The sequence below is a fragment of the Blastococcus sp. SYSU D00669 genome (assembly GCF_054050715.1).
In genome coordinates, this window is record NZ_JBJGZV010000043.1 from 1 (window position 1) to 15,363 (window position 15,363).

At 74.9% G+C, this 15,363-nt stretch carries 14 protein-coding genes and 1 riboswitch; of the genes, 8 read left to right on the forward strand and 6 right to left on the reverse strand.

Annotation, left to right across the window (positions count from 1 at the left end):
* Window positions 1-306: 306 nt before the first annotated feature.
* The gene (locus ACI8AF_RS22945) at window positions 307-927 is read right to left on the reverse strand and encodes a TasA family protein (RefSeq protein WP_456542076.1); all 621 of its coding nucleotides are present in this window, start codon (window positions 925-927) and stop codon (window positions 307-309) included.
* 218 nt (window positions 928-1,145) lie between these two features.
* Window positions 1,146-1,367 (reverse strand): hypothetical protein, encoded by a 222-nt coding sequence (locus ACI8AF_RS22950; RefSeq protein ID WP_456542077.1) that lies wholly within the window; start codon window positions 1,365-1,367, stop codon window positions 1,146-1,148.
* Window positions 1,368-1,519: 152 nt separating this feature from the next.
* Between ACI8AF_RS22950 and ACI8AF_RS22955 the strand changes: the two genes are divergently transcribed.
* A complete protein-coding gene (locus tag ACI8AF_RS22955; RefSeq protein WP_456542078.1) occupies window positions 1,520-1,702 on the forward strand; it encodes a hypothetical protein in 183 nt (60 codons plus the stop codon).
* 252 nt (window positions 1,703-1,954) lie between these two features.
* Complete coding sequence (locus tag ACI8AF_RS22960; protein WP_456542079.1) at window positions 1,955-2,545, forward strand: dihydrofolate reductase family protein; 591 nt, start codon at window positions 1,955-1,957, stop codon at window positions 2,543-2,545.
* A 278-nt stretch (window positions 2,546-2,823) separates the two neighbouring features.
* Here the strand turns inward: ACI8AF_RS22960 and ACI8AF_RS22965 are convergent, their stop codons facing one another.
* Window positions 2,824-4,017: an ROK family protein gene (locus ACI8AF_RS22965; RefSeq protein ID WP_456542080.1), complete on the reverse strand. Its 1,194-nt coding sequence runs from the start codon at window positions 4,015-4,017 to the stop codon at window positions 2,824-2,826.
* Between the two features lie 80 nt (window positions 4,018-4,097).
* Here ACI8AF_RS22965 and xylA point away from each other — a divergent pair, with 80 nt between their 5' ends.
* A complete protein-coding gene (gene xylA, locus ACI8AF_RS22970; protein ID WP_456542081.1) occupies window positions 4,098-5,264 on the forward strand; it encodes a xylose isomerase in 1,167 nt (388 codons plus the stop codon).
* Window positions 5,264-6,667 (forward strand): xylulokinase, encoded by a 1,404-nt coding sequence (gene xylB, locus ACI8AF_RS22975; protein ID WP_456542082.1) that lies wholly within the window; start codon window positions 5,264-5,266, stop codon window positions 6,665-6,667. Before xylA ends, xylB begins: the two co-directional genes overlap by 1 nt.
* Before the next feature lie 324 nt (window positions 6,668-6,991).
* On the opposite strand, the gene ACI8AF_RS22980 is transcribed toward xylB, so the two are convergent.
* Both ACI8AF_RS22980 and ACI8AF_RS22985 read right to left on the reverse strand, forming a co-directional pair.
* Window positions 6,992-7,765 carry a hypothetical protein gene (locus tag ACI8AF_RS22980; RefSeq protein ID WP_456542083.1) on the reverse strand — a complete coding sequence of 258 codons (774 nt, stop codon included), beginning with the start codon at window positions 7,763-7,765 and terminating at the stop codon, window positions 6,992-6,994.
* 189 nt (window positions 7,766-7,954) lie between these two features.
* A riboswitch (cyclic di-AMP (ydaO/yuaA leader) is annotated at window positions 7,955-8,104 on the reverse strand.
* A 210-nt stretch (window positions 8,105-8,314) separates the two neighbouring features.
* Complete coding sequence (locus ACI8AF_RS22985; RefSeq protein ID WP_456542084.1) at window positions 8,315-9,520, reverse strand: FAD-dependent oxidoreductase; 1,206 nt, start codon at window positions 9,518-9,520, stop codon at window positions 8,315-8,317.
* Window positions 9,521-9,625: 105 nt separating this feature from the next.
* On the opposite strand from ACI8AF_RS22985, the gene ACI8AF_RS22990 reads away from it, so the two are divergent.
* Window positions 9,626-10,264 (forward strand): TetR/AcrR family transcriptional regulator, encoded by a 639-nt coding sequence (locus tag ACI8AF_RS22990; protein WP_456542085.1) that lies wholly within the window; start codon window positions 9,626-9,628, stop codon window positions 10,262-10,264.
* On the opposite strand, the gene ACI8AF_RS22995 is transcribed toward ACI8AF_RS22990, so the two are convergent.
* Window positions 10,243-10,932: an alpha/beta fold hydrolase gene (locus ACI8AF_RS22995; protein ID WP_456542086.1), complete on the reverse strand. Its 690-nt coding sequence runs from the start codon at window positions 10,930-10,932 to the stop codon at window positions 10,243-10,245. The genes ACI8AF_RS22990 and ACI8AF_RS22995 overlap by 22 nt on opposite strands.
* 61 nt (window positions 10,933-10,993) lie before the next feature.
* Here ACI8AF_RS22995 and ACI8AF_RS23000 point away from each other — a divergent pair, with 61 nt between their 5' ends.
* From ACI8AF_RS23000 to ACI8AF_RS23010, 3 genes are all read left to right on the forward strand, one after another.
* Window positions 10,994-12,451, forward strand: coding sequence for an MFS transporter (locus ACI8AF_RS23000; protein ID WP_456542087.1), 1,458 nt, complete (start codon window positions 10,994-10,996; stop codon window positions 12,449-12,451).
* A gap of 54 nt (window positions 12,452-12,505) precedes the next feature.
* Window positions 12,506-13,753, forward strand: a complete 1,248-nt coding sequence (locus ACI8AF_RS23005) for an ROK family transcriptional regulator (protein ID WP_456542088.1) — start codon at window positions 12,506-12,508, stop codon at window positions 13,751-13,753.
* Window positions 13,754-13,852: 99 nt separating this feature from the next.
* Complete coding sequence (locus ACI8AF_RS23010) at window positions 13,853-15,121, forward strand: ROK family transcriptional regulator (RefSeq protein ID WP_456542089.1); 1,269 nt, start codon at window positions 13,853-13,855, stop codon at window positions 15,119-15,121.
* Window positions 15,122-15,363: the final 242 nt, after the last annotated feature.

The window sequence follows — 15,363 nt, forward strand, 5'->3', positions numbered from 1 at the left end:
GGGCATTGCTCTCCGACGAGCAGGCGCAGTTCGTCGACCTCGGCTCGGACTTCTACGCGGCCCGCACCAACCCCGAGCGCAAGGTCCGCCAGCACGTCCGCGAGCTACAAGCGCTCGGCTACAGCGTCACCCTCAACCCCGCCGCCTGACCCAGCACCAGGGGATTTTCGGATCAGGCGGCCTTGGAACGGTGCGGGGACGCCCGAACGGTGCGCGCCGTTCAGGCTGGCGAACCGCTGTGTCCCTGGTGGGCGTGGACCGCCGGCCGGCATACCCGTAGGGCGGCGCCACGGCGCGTGGGCCGGTTCAGCGTGCCGTGCCGGCGGCCTGCACGGCGGTGAACCCGAGGTTCAGCGTGGCGGTCAGTCCCTGCATCTCGTTCCCGGCCGTGGTCGGCAGCGAGAGGGTGAAGATCATGTTGTCCTCGCCGCCGGGGCTCAAGGACTGCGCGACGGGCAGCGCGGCCGTGCTGATCACCGGTCCGGCGTACAGGGTCTGCTGCGTGCCGCCGCAGGTGTAGGCCGGCAACTCGGTGGTCCCGCCTCTGGTCCAGGCGCGCGAGCACTGCTGCAGGGTCAGCTGCAGACCGTTGACCCGGTCGGTCGTCAGGGCGTTCGCCGACCCGGCTGTGGTGGTGGCGAGGTTCACCGAGGAGAGCGTCACGTTGCCGTCGTTCTCCAGGGTGATCGCCCGGGTGAGCGAGTCCCCGGGCATGAAGCCGCTGGTGCTCACCGGGATGGTGTGCGGGATGCCGCCGGGGGCGCCCAGGTCGATCGACAGCGTTCCGGCCTGCACGGTGGTGTCCACCGAAGTGCTGTCGGTGAAGGTGCCGAAGGTGCCCAACCCCGCGACGGCGGCTGCGACCCCCACGGCCGCCAGCGAGCTCAGGACCTTCCGGGCCGTGTTCCGAGTGCGGTTGCTGCTCATCTGAAGGGTGCTCCGGTCTGGATCGCCGCGGCAGGTTCGCCTACTGACAGCGACGACCTTGGCGACCCGACCGCACGGCCATCTCCACGAATCCGCAAGAAGAGCGCAAACCGTTGGTCCTGGTCCGCTTCTTCCGTCTGCCAGTGGGCCGCTCGGGGCGACTGGTGAGGCCGTTGCGGGTTCCAGGTCGGGTGGTGCGACAGGTAGGGCTCGACCGGTCAGCGCTGTGTGTTCGGCCGTCTCACCGGGCTCAGGACCGTCTCGGTCACGAGTCGTTCGACGTCTCGCGCGGCGAGCAGTCCGAGGCGGACGCCGTCGGTGGCGGCGACGTAGGCCTCGGCCGCCGCGCGCGCCACCGCTGACACCAGCACCTGTCGGTTCGGACAACGCCGGAACAGGGTGGCCCGGCTGATGCCCGCGGCGGCGGCGATCTCCTCCATCGACGCGGCCGGTGCCGGTACACGGCCAGGGCCGGCTGACGCTCGGGCAGGGCGCTGGCCGCTCACCCCCTCCCCGCCGTGACGGAACCGGCTCCATGCGCCCTGCTGGGTGTACGACACGCCCGCCGCGTGGGGGGACGATGACGCGCGAAGTGTCCATCAGCGACGAGATGGCCTATCTCATCATCAACGCCTGCCGTCACCGTGCCAGGCAGATCGACGAGCTGATCGACACCGATGCGGTCGCCGGCGGTGACGTGCCGCGCGCGCTGCACACCCAGCAGGAGTACCTGAGCGTCGCTGAGCACCTCGCCCGGCTGTTCAGCTACTCCTGAGCGCAGCAGCCGGGCCCGGGTCGTCGAACGGGTCCCCTGGTGGGCCGCTCCGGGACACAGGGTGGCCTCCGGTGCTCCACGTGCGGGCACCGGGCTGACTCCGGTCCGGTACGTCGACGTCCGGCGGCGGTTCCTGCGCGAGCATCCCGGCCACGCGCTGGACGGTCCGCCCCTGCCGGCCGCTGGTTCCTGACAGGAGCGGCAGTTCACGACATGCCTATCGTGACGGCACCCCGAGCAGAGGAGGGCCCCGTGGGCAAGGTGGTCATGTACGCCTCGGTGTCGGTGGACGGTTTCATCGCGGACGAGAACGACCAGCCCGGACCGCTGTTCGACTGGTTGTCCAGCGGTGACGTCCCGTTGGACGAGAGCGGGGCGGTGAAGGTGTCGCAGACGTCCTACGACTACACCCGGCCCTACTGGGACCAGATCGGGGCGACGATCGCCGGCCGCCACGTCTTCGACATGGCGGACGGCTGGGACGGGCAGCCTCCGGGCGGGATCGACCACGTGGTCGTCGTGACGCACCGGCCGAAGCCCGAGGGCTGGGACCCCGAGGCGCCGTTCCACTTCGTCGACGGCGTCGAGGCGGCCGTGGCCAAGGCGCAGGAGCTCGCGGGGGACCGCATCGTCGAGGTCGCCGCCGGCGACGTCGGTGGACAGGTGCTCGCCGCGGGCCTGGTCGACGAGGTGCGCATGGACGTCGCACCCGTCGTGTTCGGGTCCGGCAAGCGCTACTTCGGGTCGGTCGGCGCGCAGCACCTGCTGGAGGGTCCCGACGTGGTGATCCAGGGCAACCGGGTGCTCCACCTGCGCTATCAGGTGCGCCGTCGACCGACCTGAGCCGGTGCGCGGAGAACACCCCGGGCAGCCCGGGGTGAGCCCCGGGGGCGACAAGTCGGCTTCACGGCAAGCCCGCGAGCCGACATGTGGTCCGGTCGACGGCGACATGTCGACCTGTCGACACGGCCGGCCGGCGCGGTCAGATCACGTCGAAGGCGAGCAGGAGCACGAGGGTCAGCAGGGCGGAGACGACCAGCGAGCCGAGACAGCCCAGGCGGCTGGAGAAGAGGAAGAACACCGTCGCCAGGTGCCCCGGCGCGCGGCGGCGGAACCGGAGCTCAGGTCAACCAGGCGGCTGGATCGGCGACGACGTCGCCCAGCGCGCGCAGCGCGGCGCCCGTCGCACCGGCGGCGGGTGCGGCCACCACGGCGTCGACCCGGGGACGGCGCCAGCGGGCGGAGAGCACCCGCCGGGCGAGGTGCTCCTCCAGCCGGGGGCAGAGCAGCTCGCCCAGCTCGCCGAGGTGCCCGCCCAGGACGACGGTCGGGATGTCGAGCACGTTGACCACGCCGGCCAGCGCGACACCCAGTGCCCGCGCGGCGTCGTCGACCGCGCGGCGGACCGCGGGGTCGCCGTCGGCGGCCCGGTCGAGGAGGTCGCCGGGCTCGGCGTCGCGGGGCAGCCCCGCAGCCGCCAGCAGCGCCGACCGGCCGGCGTACTGCTCGAGGCACCCGGTCGAGCCGCACCGGCACGCCGGGCCGTCGGGGTCGACGCAGACGTGCCCCATCTCCCCGGCCCAGCCCGACGTGCCGGCCATGACCTGCCCGCCCAGCACCGCCGCGCCACCGATGCCGATCTGCCCCGAGAGGTAGACGAAGTCGCGGTGCGCGCCGGCGCGGCCGGGCGCCGACTCCGCGACCGTGCGCGCGGCCAGGTCGGCCTCGTTGCCGAGCACCGGGACGAGGTCGGCGGGCAGGTCGAGCACCTCTGCCGGCCGCAGGTCGGACCAGCCGAGGTTCGGCGCCCGCAGCAGCACGCCGACGTCGGCGTCGACGATGCCCGGCAGGGCGAGCCCGGCCCCCACCAGCCGCAGCCCGGCAGAGGACCTGGCGAGCAGGCCGGTGGTCAGCGCGCCCAGCCGGGTCAGCGTCGCCACCGGGTCGCTGCCCACGAAGTCGCCGTCCTCCACCCGCTCGGCGACCACCCGGCCGCGCAGGTCGACCACCCGGGCCGCCAGCAGGCCGGCATCGACCTGCAGCCCGAGCGCGGCCCACGACGAGCCGGGCAGCAGCGGGGTCGCCGGGCGGCCCCGGGAGACCGGGGCGATGCGCTCGCCCTCGTCGAGCAGGCCCCCGGCGAGCAGCTCGTCGACCAGCCGCGCGGCGGTCGCGCGGGTCATCCCGGTGGCCGCGGCGACGGCCGCACGGGACAGCGGACCAGGTGCGGCGCAGACGGTGCGCAGGACGACGCCGAGGTTCGCCGTGCGCGGCGACGACCACGGGGAGGCTCGGCGCGACGTCTGCTCCGTCACGCACTTGAGACTAGCTGTGACGTGGATTATGTTCCAGCGTGAAACAAAACCGCTCGCCCGCTCGGAGGAGAGATCCCGCGATGACCACCCCCACCCGTGACGACAAGTTCTCCTTCGGCCTCTGGACCGTCGGCTGGCAGGCGCGCGACCCGTTCGGCGACGCCACCCGCCCGGCGATCGACCCGGTGGAGACCGTGCACAAGCTCGCCGAGCTCGGCGCCTTCGGCGTGACGTTCCACGACGACGACCTGATCCCGTTCGGCTCCGACGACTCGGAGCGCGCCAAGACCATCGAGCGCTTCAAGGCCGCGCTCGAGGAGACCGGCATCGTCGTCCCGATGGCGACGACCAACCTGTTCACCCACCCGGTGTTCAAGGAGGGCGCGCTCACCGCCAACGACCGCGACATCCGCCGCTACGCGCTGCGCAAGGTCATGCGCAACATGGACCTCGCCGCCGAGCTGGGCGCGCAGGTCTACGTGCTGTGGGGCGGCCGGGAGGGCGCCGAGGTCGACAGCGCCAAGGACCTGCGGGCGGCGCTGGACCGCTACCGCGAGGGCATCGACACCCTGGCCCAGTACTCGATCGACCGCGGCTACGGGCTGCGCTTCGCCCTGGAGCCCAAGCCGAACGAGCCGCGCGGCGACATCTTCCTGCCCACCATCGGCCACGCGCTGGGCTTCATCTCCACCCTCGAGCACGCCGACCTGGTGGGCCTCAACCCCGAGGTCGGGCACGAGCAGATGGCCGGTCTGAACTACACGCACGGCATCGCCCAGGCGCTCTGGCAGGGCAAGCTCTTCCACATCGACCTCAACGGCCAGCACGGCATCAAGTACGACCAGGACCTGGTGTTCGGCCACGGCGACCTGCTCTCGGCCTTCGCCACCGTCGACCTCCTCGAGAACAGCGGCTACGACGGCCCGCGGCACTTCGACTACAAGCCGCTGCGCACCGAGGACCTCGACGGCGTGTGGCGGTCGGCGGCGGCCAACATGCGCACCTACCTGATCCTCAAGGAGCGCGCGGCGGCCTTCCGCGCCGACCCGGAGGTGCAGGAGGCGCTCGAGGCCGCCCGCGTGCCCGAGCTCGCGCAGCCGACCCTGGGCGCGGGCGAGACCTACGAGGACCTGCTGGCCGACCGCTCCGCCTTCGAGGACTTCGACGTCGACGCCGCAGCCGCGCGGGGCGCCGGCGCGGTCCGCCTGTCGCAGCTGGCGGTGGAGCACCTGACCGGCGCGCGCTGATGCTGGTCGCGGGGGTCGACTCGTCGACCCAGGCGTGCAAGGTCGTCGTCCGCGACGCGGAGACCGGCGCGCTGGTCCGCGAGGGGCGCGCCCCCCACCCGCCGGGCACCGAGGTGCACCCGGCGGCGTGGGAGGGCGCGCTCCTCGCGGCGCTCGCGGACGCCGGTGGCCTCGACGACGTCGCGGCGATCGCCGTGGGCGGCCAGCAGCACGGCATGGTCTGCCTCGACGAGGACGGCGAGGTGGTCCGCCCGGCGCTGCTGTGGAACGACACCCGCTCGGCGCAGGCCGCGCTCGACCTGACCGCCGAGCTCGGCGGCGCGGCGGCGTGGGCCGACGCCGTCGGGCTGGTCCCGGTGGCCTCGTTCACCGTGACCAAGCTGCGGTGGATGGCCGAGCACGAGCCGGAGAACGCCGCCCGGACCGCGGCGGTCTGCCTGCCGCACGACTGGCTCACCTGGCTGCTGGCCGGCAAGCCGGGCCTCGACGGGCTGGTCACCGACCGCGGCGACGCCAGCGGCACGGGGTACTGGTCGGCGGCGACGGGGGAGTACCGGCCCGACCTGCTCGAGCGCGGTCTCGGGCACGGCGCCGTGGTGCCGCGGGTGCTCGGCCCGGCCGAGCGCGCCGGGACGACGGCGACCGGCGGTGCGGCGCTCGGACCCGGGTCCGGGGACAACGCCGCGGCCGCGCTGGGCCTGGCCGCCGAGCCGGGCGACGTCGTCTGCTCGATCGGCACCTCCGGCGTCGTCGACATGGTGACCACCGAGCCGGTGGCCGACCCCAGCGGCACGGTGGCCGGCTTCGCCGACGCGACCGGCCACTTCCTGCCGCTGATCGCCACGCTGAACGCGGCCCAGGTGCTCGACGCGACCGCCCGGCTGCTCGGGGTCGACCACGGCGAGCTGTCCCGGCTGGCGCTGTCCGCGCCCGCCGGGGCCGGCGGGCTGGTGCTGGTGCCGTACCTGGAGGGGGAGCGGACGCCGAACCGGCCCGACGCCACCGGCGCGCTGCATGGGCTCACCCAGGCCACCGCCGACCGGGCGCACCTCGCGCGGGCGGCGGTGGAGGGGCTGCTCTGCGGGCTGGCCGACGGGCTCGACGCCGTCGCGGCGGGGGGCACGCCGGTGCGCCGGGTGTTCCTCGTGGGCGGCGGCGCGCAGTCGGAGGCGGTGCGCCGGATCGCCCCCGCCGTCCTCGGTGTGCCGGTGCTGGTCCCGCCGGCGTCGGAATACGTCGCCGACGGCGCTGCCCGGCAGGCGGCCTGGGTGCTCGCCGGCGGGAGCACCCCACCCCGGTGGCCCGCACCGGGCACCGAGGTGCACGAGGCCGACCCCGTGCCGTTCGTGCGCGAGCGGTACGCCGAGGTCCGCGGACTGACGGCGGTCCGCCAGACGTCCTAGACATCTGTTGCGGAACGGATCCGGCTGTCGCATGCTGACGGCGGGCGGGGCCCCGGGGCGTGCTCTCGGGTGCGCCCCGCCCGCCAAACGTCGCCGACACGCTGCACGCAGCGTTTCGACACGCAGGGTAGCGGGCAGTCCAGGGGTCGAACCGGCCCCGGCGTGGCCGTGAAGCCCCCGCGCCGGGGCCGTGTAGTGCCCCCTGGGTCCTCCCGACCAGCAGGTCGCCCGTCTCGTCGAGAAGGCACTCCGTGCACGGGACACGCGCGCACACGCCGCGCGCCCGTGCACGGAGTGCCTTCTCGTCAGGCCTCCCTCGTCAGGTCACGGCCGGAAGGCGACGTGGACGTGGTCCATGTGGTTGGCGGTGGGCGAGCCGCGGTCGGCCATGGCCTGCCACCCGGAGCCGCCGATGAGGTGGATCCGCTGCTGCCAGATCACGTACTCGACGTTCATCCGGGCGGCGTTGGCGATCACGTACGCCGCCACCGCGTCGCCCTTGGCCCGGTCGCTGTAGACCATGAAGTCGGCGGCCAGCGCCTGGGTGGGCGAGTGGCCGGGACGGGTCAGGACGGTGGACACCCCGCACTGCTGCACGACCTCGGCGATCACGGGACGCACGTGCGCGGCCCAGGCGCTGTAGGCGGTGGAGCTGCCGGTCGGCGCGCCGGACAGGGCGGCCGGCGCGAAGCCGGACGGCGCGGGCACCGGAGCCGGTGCGGCCGGAGCCGGTGCGGCCGGCGCCGGTGCGGCCGGTGCCGGCGCCGCGGGGGCGGGCGCCGCCGGGGCCGGTGCCGCCGGCGCGGGCGCGGCCGACCCGGACCCGCCCCCGGACCAGTGGCCGGACCAGCTCTGCGACCAGCGGTTCCAGTCGCCGTCGCCGCCGGAGCGGTCCCAGCGGTCGCCGGCCTGGGCGACCGCCGGTCCTGCCAGGGTGAAGGACAGGGCGAGGGTGCAGACAGCGAGGCCGCGGACCGTCCGGCGCCGGGGCGCCGCGCCGTGGGGGCCCCTGGCCTGGCGGCGGGCGGATCGGGTGGTGGGGTCGGTGCTGAGGTGCATGGAGATGTGCTCCTGGTACCGGGCCGCGGTGCGGCCCACGTGGGCGCACGGCACCCACCGGAGCGCCGAGCGGCCGGAAGTGGCCGTGCGGTCCGGTCGGAGGCCGGGCTGGCCTGGAGGAGGGCGCCGTGCGGAGTTCGTGCCGGCTCAGGTGCGCTGCGAGGAACCGCAGGAAGGGGTGCTCGCGGGCGCGGAAGGGGCCCGTGGGCGCACCGTGGGGTGGTTCTCCGTTCTTCCCGTGGCCGCCTACCGGGTTAGCTGACGGGTTCGGGCGGGGATGCGCCCTACCCACCCGGTCCGGGCTGGGCCCGGCGGGTGGGATTCACCCCACTGGTGCGGTGGGTCCCCGGCTCGCGCCCACCGTGGCGGACGTGACTCGGCGGCACCCGGTCGGACTCCCCGGCGGGGATGAGCGACCGACCGGACGTCCGAACCGTAGGACCGTGCCGGACCCGCGACCACTCGGCGGCAGACGGATCCGGCCGGATCGGGGGGGTCGGGCGCCGGCGTGCTGCGGGGTCCGCGCTGGTCACCGCGGCACGGCAGGCGACGCGCAGGGGCCCGGAAAAACTTCTCCCGCGGACGGCGTCAGCCCTCGATCAGGGCGAGCTGCTCGTTGATCTCGCGGGGGTTGGAGTCGCCGGCGACCTTCTGGAGGAACGGCGTGTGGTCGAAGACGAAGTCGCGCAGCGGCCGCAACGGCGCGGGGGCGTGGTGGAAGACCTTGCCGAGCACCCAGGCCATCTGCACCTGCGTGGCGGTGTGCGGCTTGCGCGGCTCCTCGTAGGACTGCAGCGCCCGCGCGACGGCGGCGGCGTCGGTGAGGTCGACCCCGCGCAGCGCGACACCGAGGAAGTAGCCGTCCTCGATCGACATGCCGGCGCCGTACGCGGCGTACGGGGACGTCGGGTGGGCGGCGTCGCCGACCAGGGTGGCCCGCCCCTTCGACCACTGCTTCAGCGCCGGCCGGTCGCGCAGCACCCAGCGCTGCACGTCCTCCGGCCGGGTCGCGTCGATCAGCCCCGGCAGCGGGGCCTGGAACTCCATGCCCAGCGCGGCGGCGGCCGCCTTGAGGTCGGCCGGCGCAGGGGCGTCGGGGTCGGTGGCGGTGAGCACCCACCACTGGTGACCGTCGCGGCCCTTGTGCCGGATCGACGTCCAGCTGCCCTGGGTCGTCCGGCTGTGCTGGAGGACGCACTTGTTCGGGACGGTGCCGTCGACCTCGGCGAAGGTGAAGCCGCCGAAGATGTGCAGCCGGTGCTCGCGCTTGGGGGCGTCGCCCCAGAGGGTGCGGCGGACGAGGGAGTCGATGCCGTCGGCGCCGACCAGGACGTCGTGCTCGGCGGTCGAGCCGTCGGCGAAGTGCAGCGTCACCGCGCGGTCGTCCTGCTCGATCCGGTCGACCCGCGCGTCGAAGCGGATGACGCCGTCGGGGATGGCGGCCAGCATCCGCTCGTAGAGCTCCGGTCGCAGCAGCCCGATGAACCCGCCGCCGAACGCCTGCTGGACGTCCTCGTCCAGCTTGACGTCGACGCGCACGCGGCCGCGTGCGTTGCGGAACTCCGAGTGCGTGGGTGCGCCGAGGTCGTGAGTGTCCACCCCGAGCGCGCGCAGCGCCTTCAGCGGCGGTGGCCACAGGTTGAGGATGTTGCCCGCCGGCCGGGCCTCCCGGTAGCGCTCGTAGACCACGACGTCGTGTCCGGCCCCGAGCGCGCCGAGCGCGGCGGCCATGCCGGCCGGACCGGCGCCGAGGACGGCGACGCGGCCACGAGGGGAGGGTGAGGGAGGGGTCACGGAGCACCTCGGCGCGGTCGTCCAGAATCGTAGCGGGCACTACAGTTACCCAGGACTGTAGCGGTCGTCACTGTTCTGTCCAGGCGCGTCGGGGAGGATGGGGCCGTGGACGCCGACCTGGAGGTGCGCCCGCCGAAGCAGCGGCGCAGCCGCGAGGCGTGGCACCGCGTGCTCGACGCGGGTGTGGCGGTGCTGGAGGACGGTGGCCACGACGCCTTCACCATCGCGGCGGTCTGCGACCGCGCCCGGGTCGCGCCGACGGCGATCTACGCCCGCACGTCGAGCAAGGACGCGCTCTTCCTCGCCGTCTACGAGCACGGCATCGCCCGGCTGCGGGCCGAGCAGGACGTCTTCGCCGACGAGGGCCGGTGGGCCGGGTTCCCGCCCGCCGACCTGGTCCGCGGGGCGGTGGCGGAGATGGTCGGGATCACCTTCCGGCACCAGCGGTTCCTGCGGTCCGTCGTCCTGATCTCCGCCGCCCACCCCGAGGTGCGGCGGCGGGGCTCCCGCTACAGCCAGGAACTGGGGGAGGGCTTCGCCCGCGTCGTGCTCGGCGCCCGGGAGGCGATCCGGCACGACGACCCGGAGGCCGCCGTCCGGTCGGTGTTCGGGACGGTGTTCGCGACGTCGATCATCCGCGTGGCGTACGGGCCGGGGTTCGCCACGCCCGCACCGGTGGACGACGACGAGTTCGTCGCCGACCTGGGCGAGACCGCGGTGCGCTACCTGCTGGGCCGGGCGTAGACGCGCTCCGCGACCAGGTCGGCAACGGCGTCGGGCTGCGTCGCGGCCGGGCTGTGCCCGCACGCCCACTCCGCGGTGCGCGTCGCGCGCCGCGCCATCGCCCGCTGCCGCTCGGGGTGCACCGCCTCGTCTCCGCTGCAGACGACGTAGGTCGACGGCGCCGTCCGCCAGGCGATCGCGTCCGGCACACCGCGGAAGACGCTGCGACCCACGGGCCGCAGCCGGGCGGCGACGTCCGGCGGGGCGTCGCCGTAGAGCAGCCGCACACCGAGGTCGGGGTCGAGGGTGACCTGGTCGCCGTCCACCCGCATCGCCTCGCCCAGGCGGGTGTCGGGCAGCCCGCCGAACGCCGCGGACCGGGTGACCGACTCGCCCTCGTCGAGCTGGAACGCGGCCAGGTAGACCAGTTCGCGCACCGACGGGTGCACCCCGGCGGCGGTGATCACGGCACCGCCGTAGGAGTGCCCGACCAGCACCACCGGCCGGCCGGCGACGTCCAGCGCGTCGCGGGTCGCCCGCACGTCGGCGGCCAGGTCGGTCAGCGGCAGCTCGACGGCCACGCTGTCCACCCCGCGCCGGTCGAGGGCGGCACGGACGGCGTCCCAGCACCAGGCGCCGTGCCAGAGGCCGTGCACGAGGACCACCCGGGGCGCCGCGCTGTCGTCCACGCCACCAGCATGGCGCGCCGACCCTCGGTTGCGCGGCACAACCGCCGGGTAGCCGCCGCCGGTGACGCGTACGCAGGAGCAGCCGGAGGCCCGGCAGGAGCAGCAGCCGGAGCCGCGGCGGTGGAGGGCCCTCGCCGTCTGCCTGGTCGGCGGGTTCATGGTGCTGCTCGACGTCTCGATCGTCAACGTGGCGCTGCCGTCGATCCGGGAGGGCCTGCAGGCGTCGGAGAGCGAGCTGCAGTGGGTCGTCTCCGGCTACGCGCTCACCTTCGGCCTGCTGCTCGTGCCGGCCGGGCGCATCGGCGACGTCCGCGGCCGGCGCACGGTGTTCGTGGCGGCCCTCGCCCTGTTCAGCCTGGCCTCGCTGGCCTGCGGGCTGGCGCCGAGCAGCCTGTTCCTCGTGGTCGCCCGGCTGGCGCAGGGCCTGGCCGGCGGCCTGCTCACCCCGCAGATCAGCGCGCTGATCCAGCAGCTGTTCAGCGGCCGCGAGCGCGGGACGGCGTTCGGCCTGTTCGGCACCGTCGTCGGTGTCTCCACCGCCGTCGGGCCGCTGCTCGGCGGCGTGCTGATCGCCGCGTCCGGCACCGACCACGGCTGGCGCTGGGTGTTCTTCATCAACCTGCCGATCGGCCTGGCCGCCATCCCGCTCGCCTGGCGGCTGCTGCCGAGGCCCGAGCCGGGGGAGCGGCAGCGGCACGACTACGACCCGCTCGGCGTCGTGCTCCTCGGCGCCGGGATCGTCGCGCTGCTCCTGCCCCTGGTGCAGGAGCGGCAGTGGGAGGGCTCCGCCACGTGGCTGCTCGTCCCGGTCGCGGTCGCGCTCCTGGCCGCGTTCGTGCTCTGGGAGGTCCGGTACACGCGGCGCGGCAAGGAGCCGCTGGTCGAGCTGGCGCTGTTCCGGCTGCGGTCGTACTCCTTCGGCCTGTCGATGGTCTCGCTGTTCTTCGCCGGCTTCACGCCGCTGTTCTTCGTCTTCACGCTCTACCTGCAGACCGGGCTGGGCTACAGCGCCCTGCAGGCCGGCCTGGCGATCACGCCGTTCGCCGTCGGGTCGGCGCTGACCGCGGCGCTCGGCGGCCGGGTCGTGCACCGGTTCGGCCGTGTCCTCGTCGCGGCCGGGCTGCTGCTCGTCGCCGTCGGCTTCGCCGGCGCGCTGCTCGCCGTCCACCTCGTCCCGGAGGACGGCACCGGCTGGGCCACCCTCGCCCCGCTGCTCGTCGGCGGCCTCGGCGCCGGCCTGGTGATCTCGCCGAACCAGGCGCTGACCCTGTCGCAGGTGCCGGTGGAGCGCGCCGGCACGGCCGGCGGCCTGCTCCAGGTCGGGCAGCGGATCGGGGCGGCCGTCGGCATCGCGGCCGTGGGCTCGGTCTTCTTCGCCCGGGTGGCCGCCACCCGCGGCGACTTCGCCGACGCGTTCGTGCACGGCCTGCTCGTGGCGGGTGCGTTCGTGATGGCCGCGTTCCTCCTGGCGGTCGTGGACGTCGTGGTCGACCGGCGGGTGCACCGCTCCGCGGGGTGACCGGCCCTTGCCCGGCGCCGCGAGTCCAGGACAATCGGCCTGTGAGGTTCCTCCATGCCGAGTGAGCGGTTCACCGGGCTGGCCGCCGTGCTCGACGCCGTCCGCGCCGACGAGGGCATCACCCAGCCCGTGCTCGTCGAGCGGGTCGGCCTCGGCCGCAGCGTGGTGGCCCAGCGGGTCGGCGAACTGGAGGCGGCGGGCCTCGTCGCCTCCGACGGGCTCGGCCCGTCCACCGGGGGCCGGGCGCCGCGCCGGCTGCGGCTGCGCAAGGAGGCGGGGCGCGTCCTCGGCGTGGACATCGCCACCAACGAGCTCGTCGTGGGCGTGGCCGACCTGGCCGGCAACCTGCTGACCACGCGGCAGGAGGAGATCGACATCGCCGACGGGCCAGAGGTCGTCGTCCCCCACGTGGAGCGCCTGGCCGACACGCTCCTGGAGGAGACCGGCTCGGCGGGCAGCCTGTGGTCCGTGGGCGTCGGCATGCCCGGACCGGTCGCCTACGCCAGCGGTGAGCCCGCCACGCTGCCGACCATGCCGGAGTGGACGAAGTACCCGACGCGCGACCGGCTGACCGCGCGCTGGTCGGCGCCGGTCTGGCTGGACAACCGGGTCAACCTCAGCGCCCTCGGCGAGCGCCGGGTCAACCCGGTCGCCGCCGCCTCGGAGCACATGGTCTACCTGGGCGGCGGCCACGCCATCGGGGCGGCCGTCGTGGTGGACGGCCGGATCTACCGCGGCGCGCACGGCCTGGCCGGCGCCATCGGCCACGTGCCCGTGCCCGAGGCCGGCGAGGTCGTCTGCCGCTGCGGCAAGATCGGCTGCCTCGAGGCCGTCGCCGGCGGCGGGGCCCTCACGCGCGACGGGCGGCTGCTGGCGCAGACCCGCCAGAGCCCGGCCCTGGCCGCGGTGCTCGCGGAGACCGGCACCATCCGGCCGATCGACGTCACCCAGGCGGCAGAGAAGGGGGATCCCGCGTCGCGGGCCCTGCTCAACCGGTCGGCGGCCGTCCTCGGCGGCAGCCTGGCCACCCTGGTCAACGTGTTCAACCCCGACCTGGTCATCGTCGGTGGCGGCATCGCCCGGGCGCGGGCGCACGTGCTGGCGGCGATCCGCGAGGAGATCTACCGCCGCTCGCTGCCGGCGGCGACCCGCGACCTGCGCATCGAGCCGTCCGCCGTCGACCAGGACATCGCGGGCGTCACCGGCGCGGTCCAGTTCGCGATCGACGAGCTCTTCTCCCGCGACCACCTGCCCGCGCTGCTGGACAGCCCACCCGCGGGGGAGCCAAGCCTCTCCGCCTGACTTCTGACGCAACTTGCGGCAACTTCTGTCGGCGGTCGGCAGAAGCCGCTAGTCTCGGAAGTGTGAGCGCGCCCACCGCCGTCCCACCGGAGCGGCGCGATGCCCGCTGAGCGCATCGACGGGCTGGTCGCGGTGCTCGACGCCGTCCGCAGCCGTGCCGGGATCACCCAACCGCAGCTCGTCCAGCGGGTCGGCCTCGGGCGCAGCGTGGTCGCCCAGCGGGTGGCCGAGCTGGAGGCCGCCGGCCTCGTCGCCCAGGACGGCCTGGGGCCGTCGACCGGGGGCCGGGCACCGCGCCGCCTGCGGCTGCGCACCGAGGCGGGGGTGGTGGCCGGCGCCGACATCGGCGCCACCGGCATGGTGGTCGGCCTCGCCGACCTCGCCGGCACCGTGCTGACCCGCGTCGACGAGCCGGTCGACATCGCCGACGGGCCCGACGTCGTCCTGGGCCGGGTCGAGGAGCTCGTCGAGGCGCTGCTGGCCGGCCTGCCGGAGCCGGTGCCCCTGTGGGGCGTCGGCGTCGGCGTCCCGGGACCGGTCGAGTTCGCCACCGGCCTGCCGGTCGCGCCGCCCATCATGCCGGGCTGGGACGGCTACCCGATCCGCGAGCGGCTCGCCGGCCGGTTCGCCGCCCCGGTGTGGGTGGACAACGACGTGAACCTGCTCGCCCTCGGCGAGCTGCGCACCAACCCGGTGGCCGCCGAGACCGGCGACGTCCTCTACGTGAAGATCGGCACCGGCATCGGCGCGGGCCTGGTCTCCGGAGGGCGCCTGCACCGCGGGGTCAACGGGTGCGCCGGCGACATCGGGCACGTCGCGGTCGCCGAGGCCGAGAACGTCGTCTGCCGCTGCGGCAACGTGGGGTGCCTCGAGGCGGTCGCCGGGGGCGCGGCGCTGGCCCGCGACGGTCGGCGGCTCGCCGAGTCGGGCGGCAGCCCGGCCATGGCCGAGGTCCTCGCCGCGACCGGGACGCTCACCGCGGCCGACGTCACCCGGGCCGCCGACCGCGGCGACCCGGCCGCCCGCACGATGCTCGCCCGGGCCGGACGGCTGGTCGGGGCGACCCTCGCCACGCTGGTCAGCTTCTACAACCCGGGTCTGGTCGTGCTGGGCGGCGGGGTGGCGCACGCCGGTGACCACGTGCTCGCCGCCGTCCGTGAGTCGGTCTACCGGCGCTCCCTGCCGCTGGCGACCCGCACCCTGCGCATCGAGCCCTCGGCCCTCGGCGGGGCCGCCGGCCTGGCCGGCGCGGTGCACCTCGTGCTCGACGCGGTGTTCGCCCCCGAGCGGCTGGCGCACTGGCTGCCCCACTCGACGCCGGCCGGGCACCCGGAGGTCGCCGCCCTACCCCCGGACGCCGCCACGTGACCGGTCGGCGTCCGGCGACGGCGATGCGGACTGCCCAGTCCGGTGATCGCGGGGCCGCCACGGGACGCGAAAGGGCTGGTGAGACGGCCATCACTCGGGCTGATGCCGACCATCAGCACTGTTAGGTTCCCGGCCCGTTGACTTCCTCCGATTACAGGCAGAAGTATGTGGTTGCCATCACGGTGACCGCCGCCACCCGATCCACGGCGGCGCCCGAGGTTCCACCGTTCTCGAACCGGCAC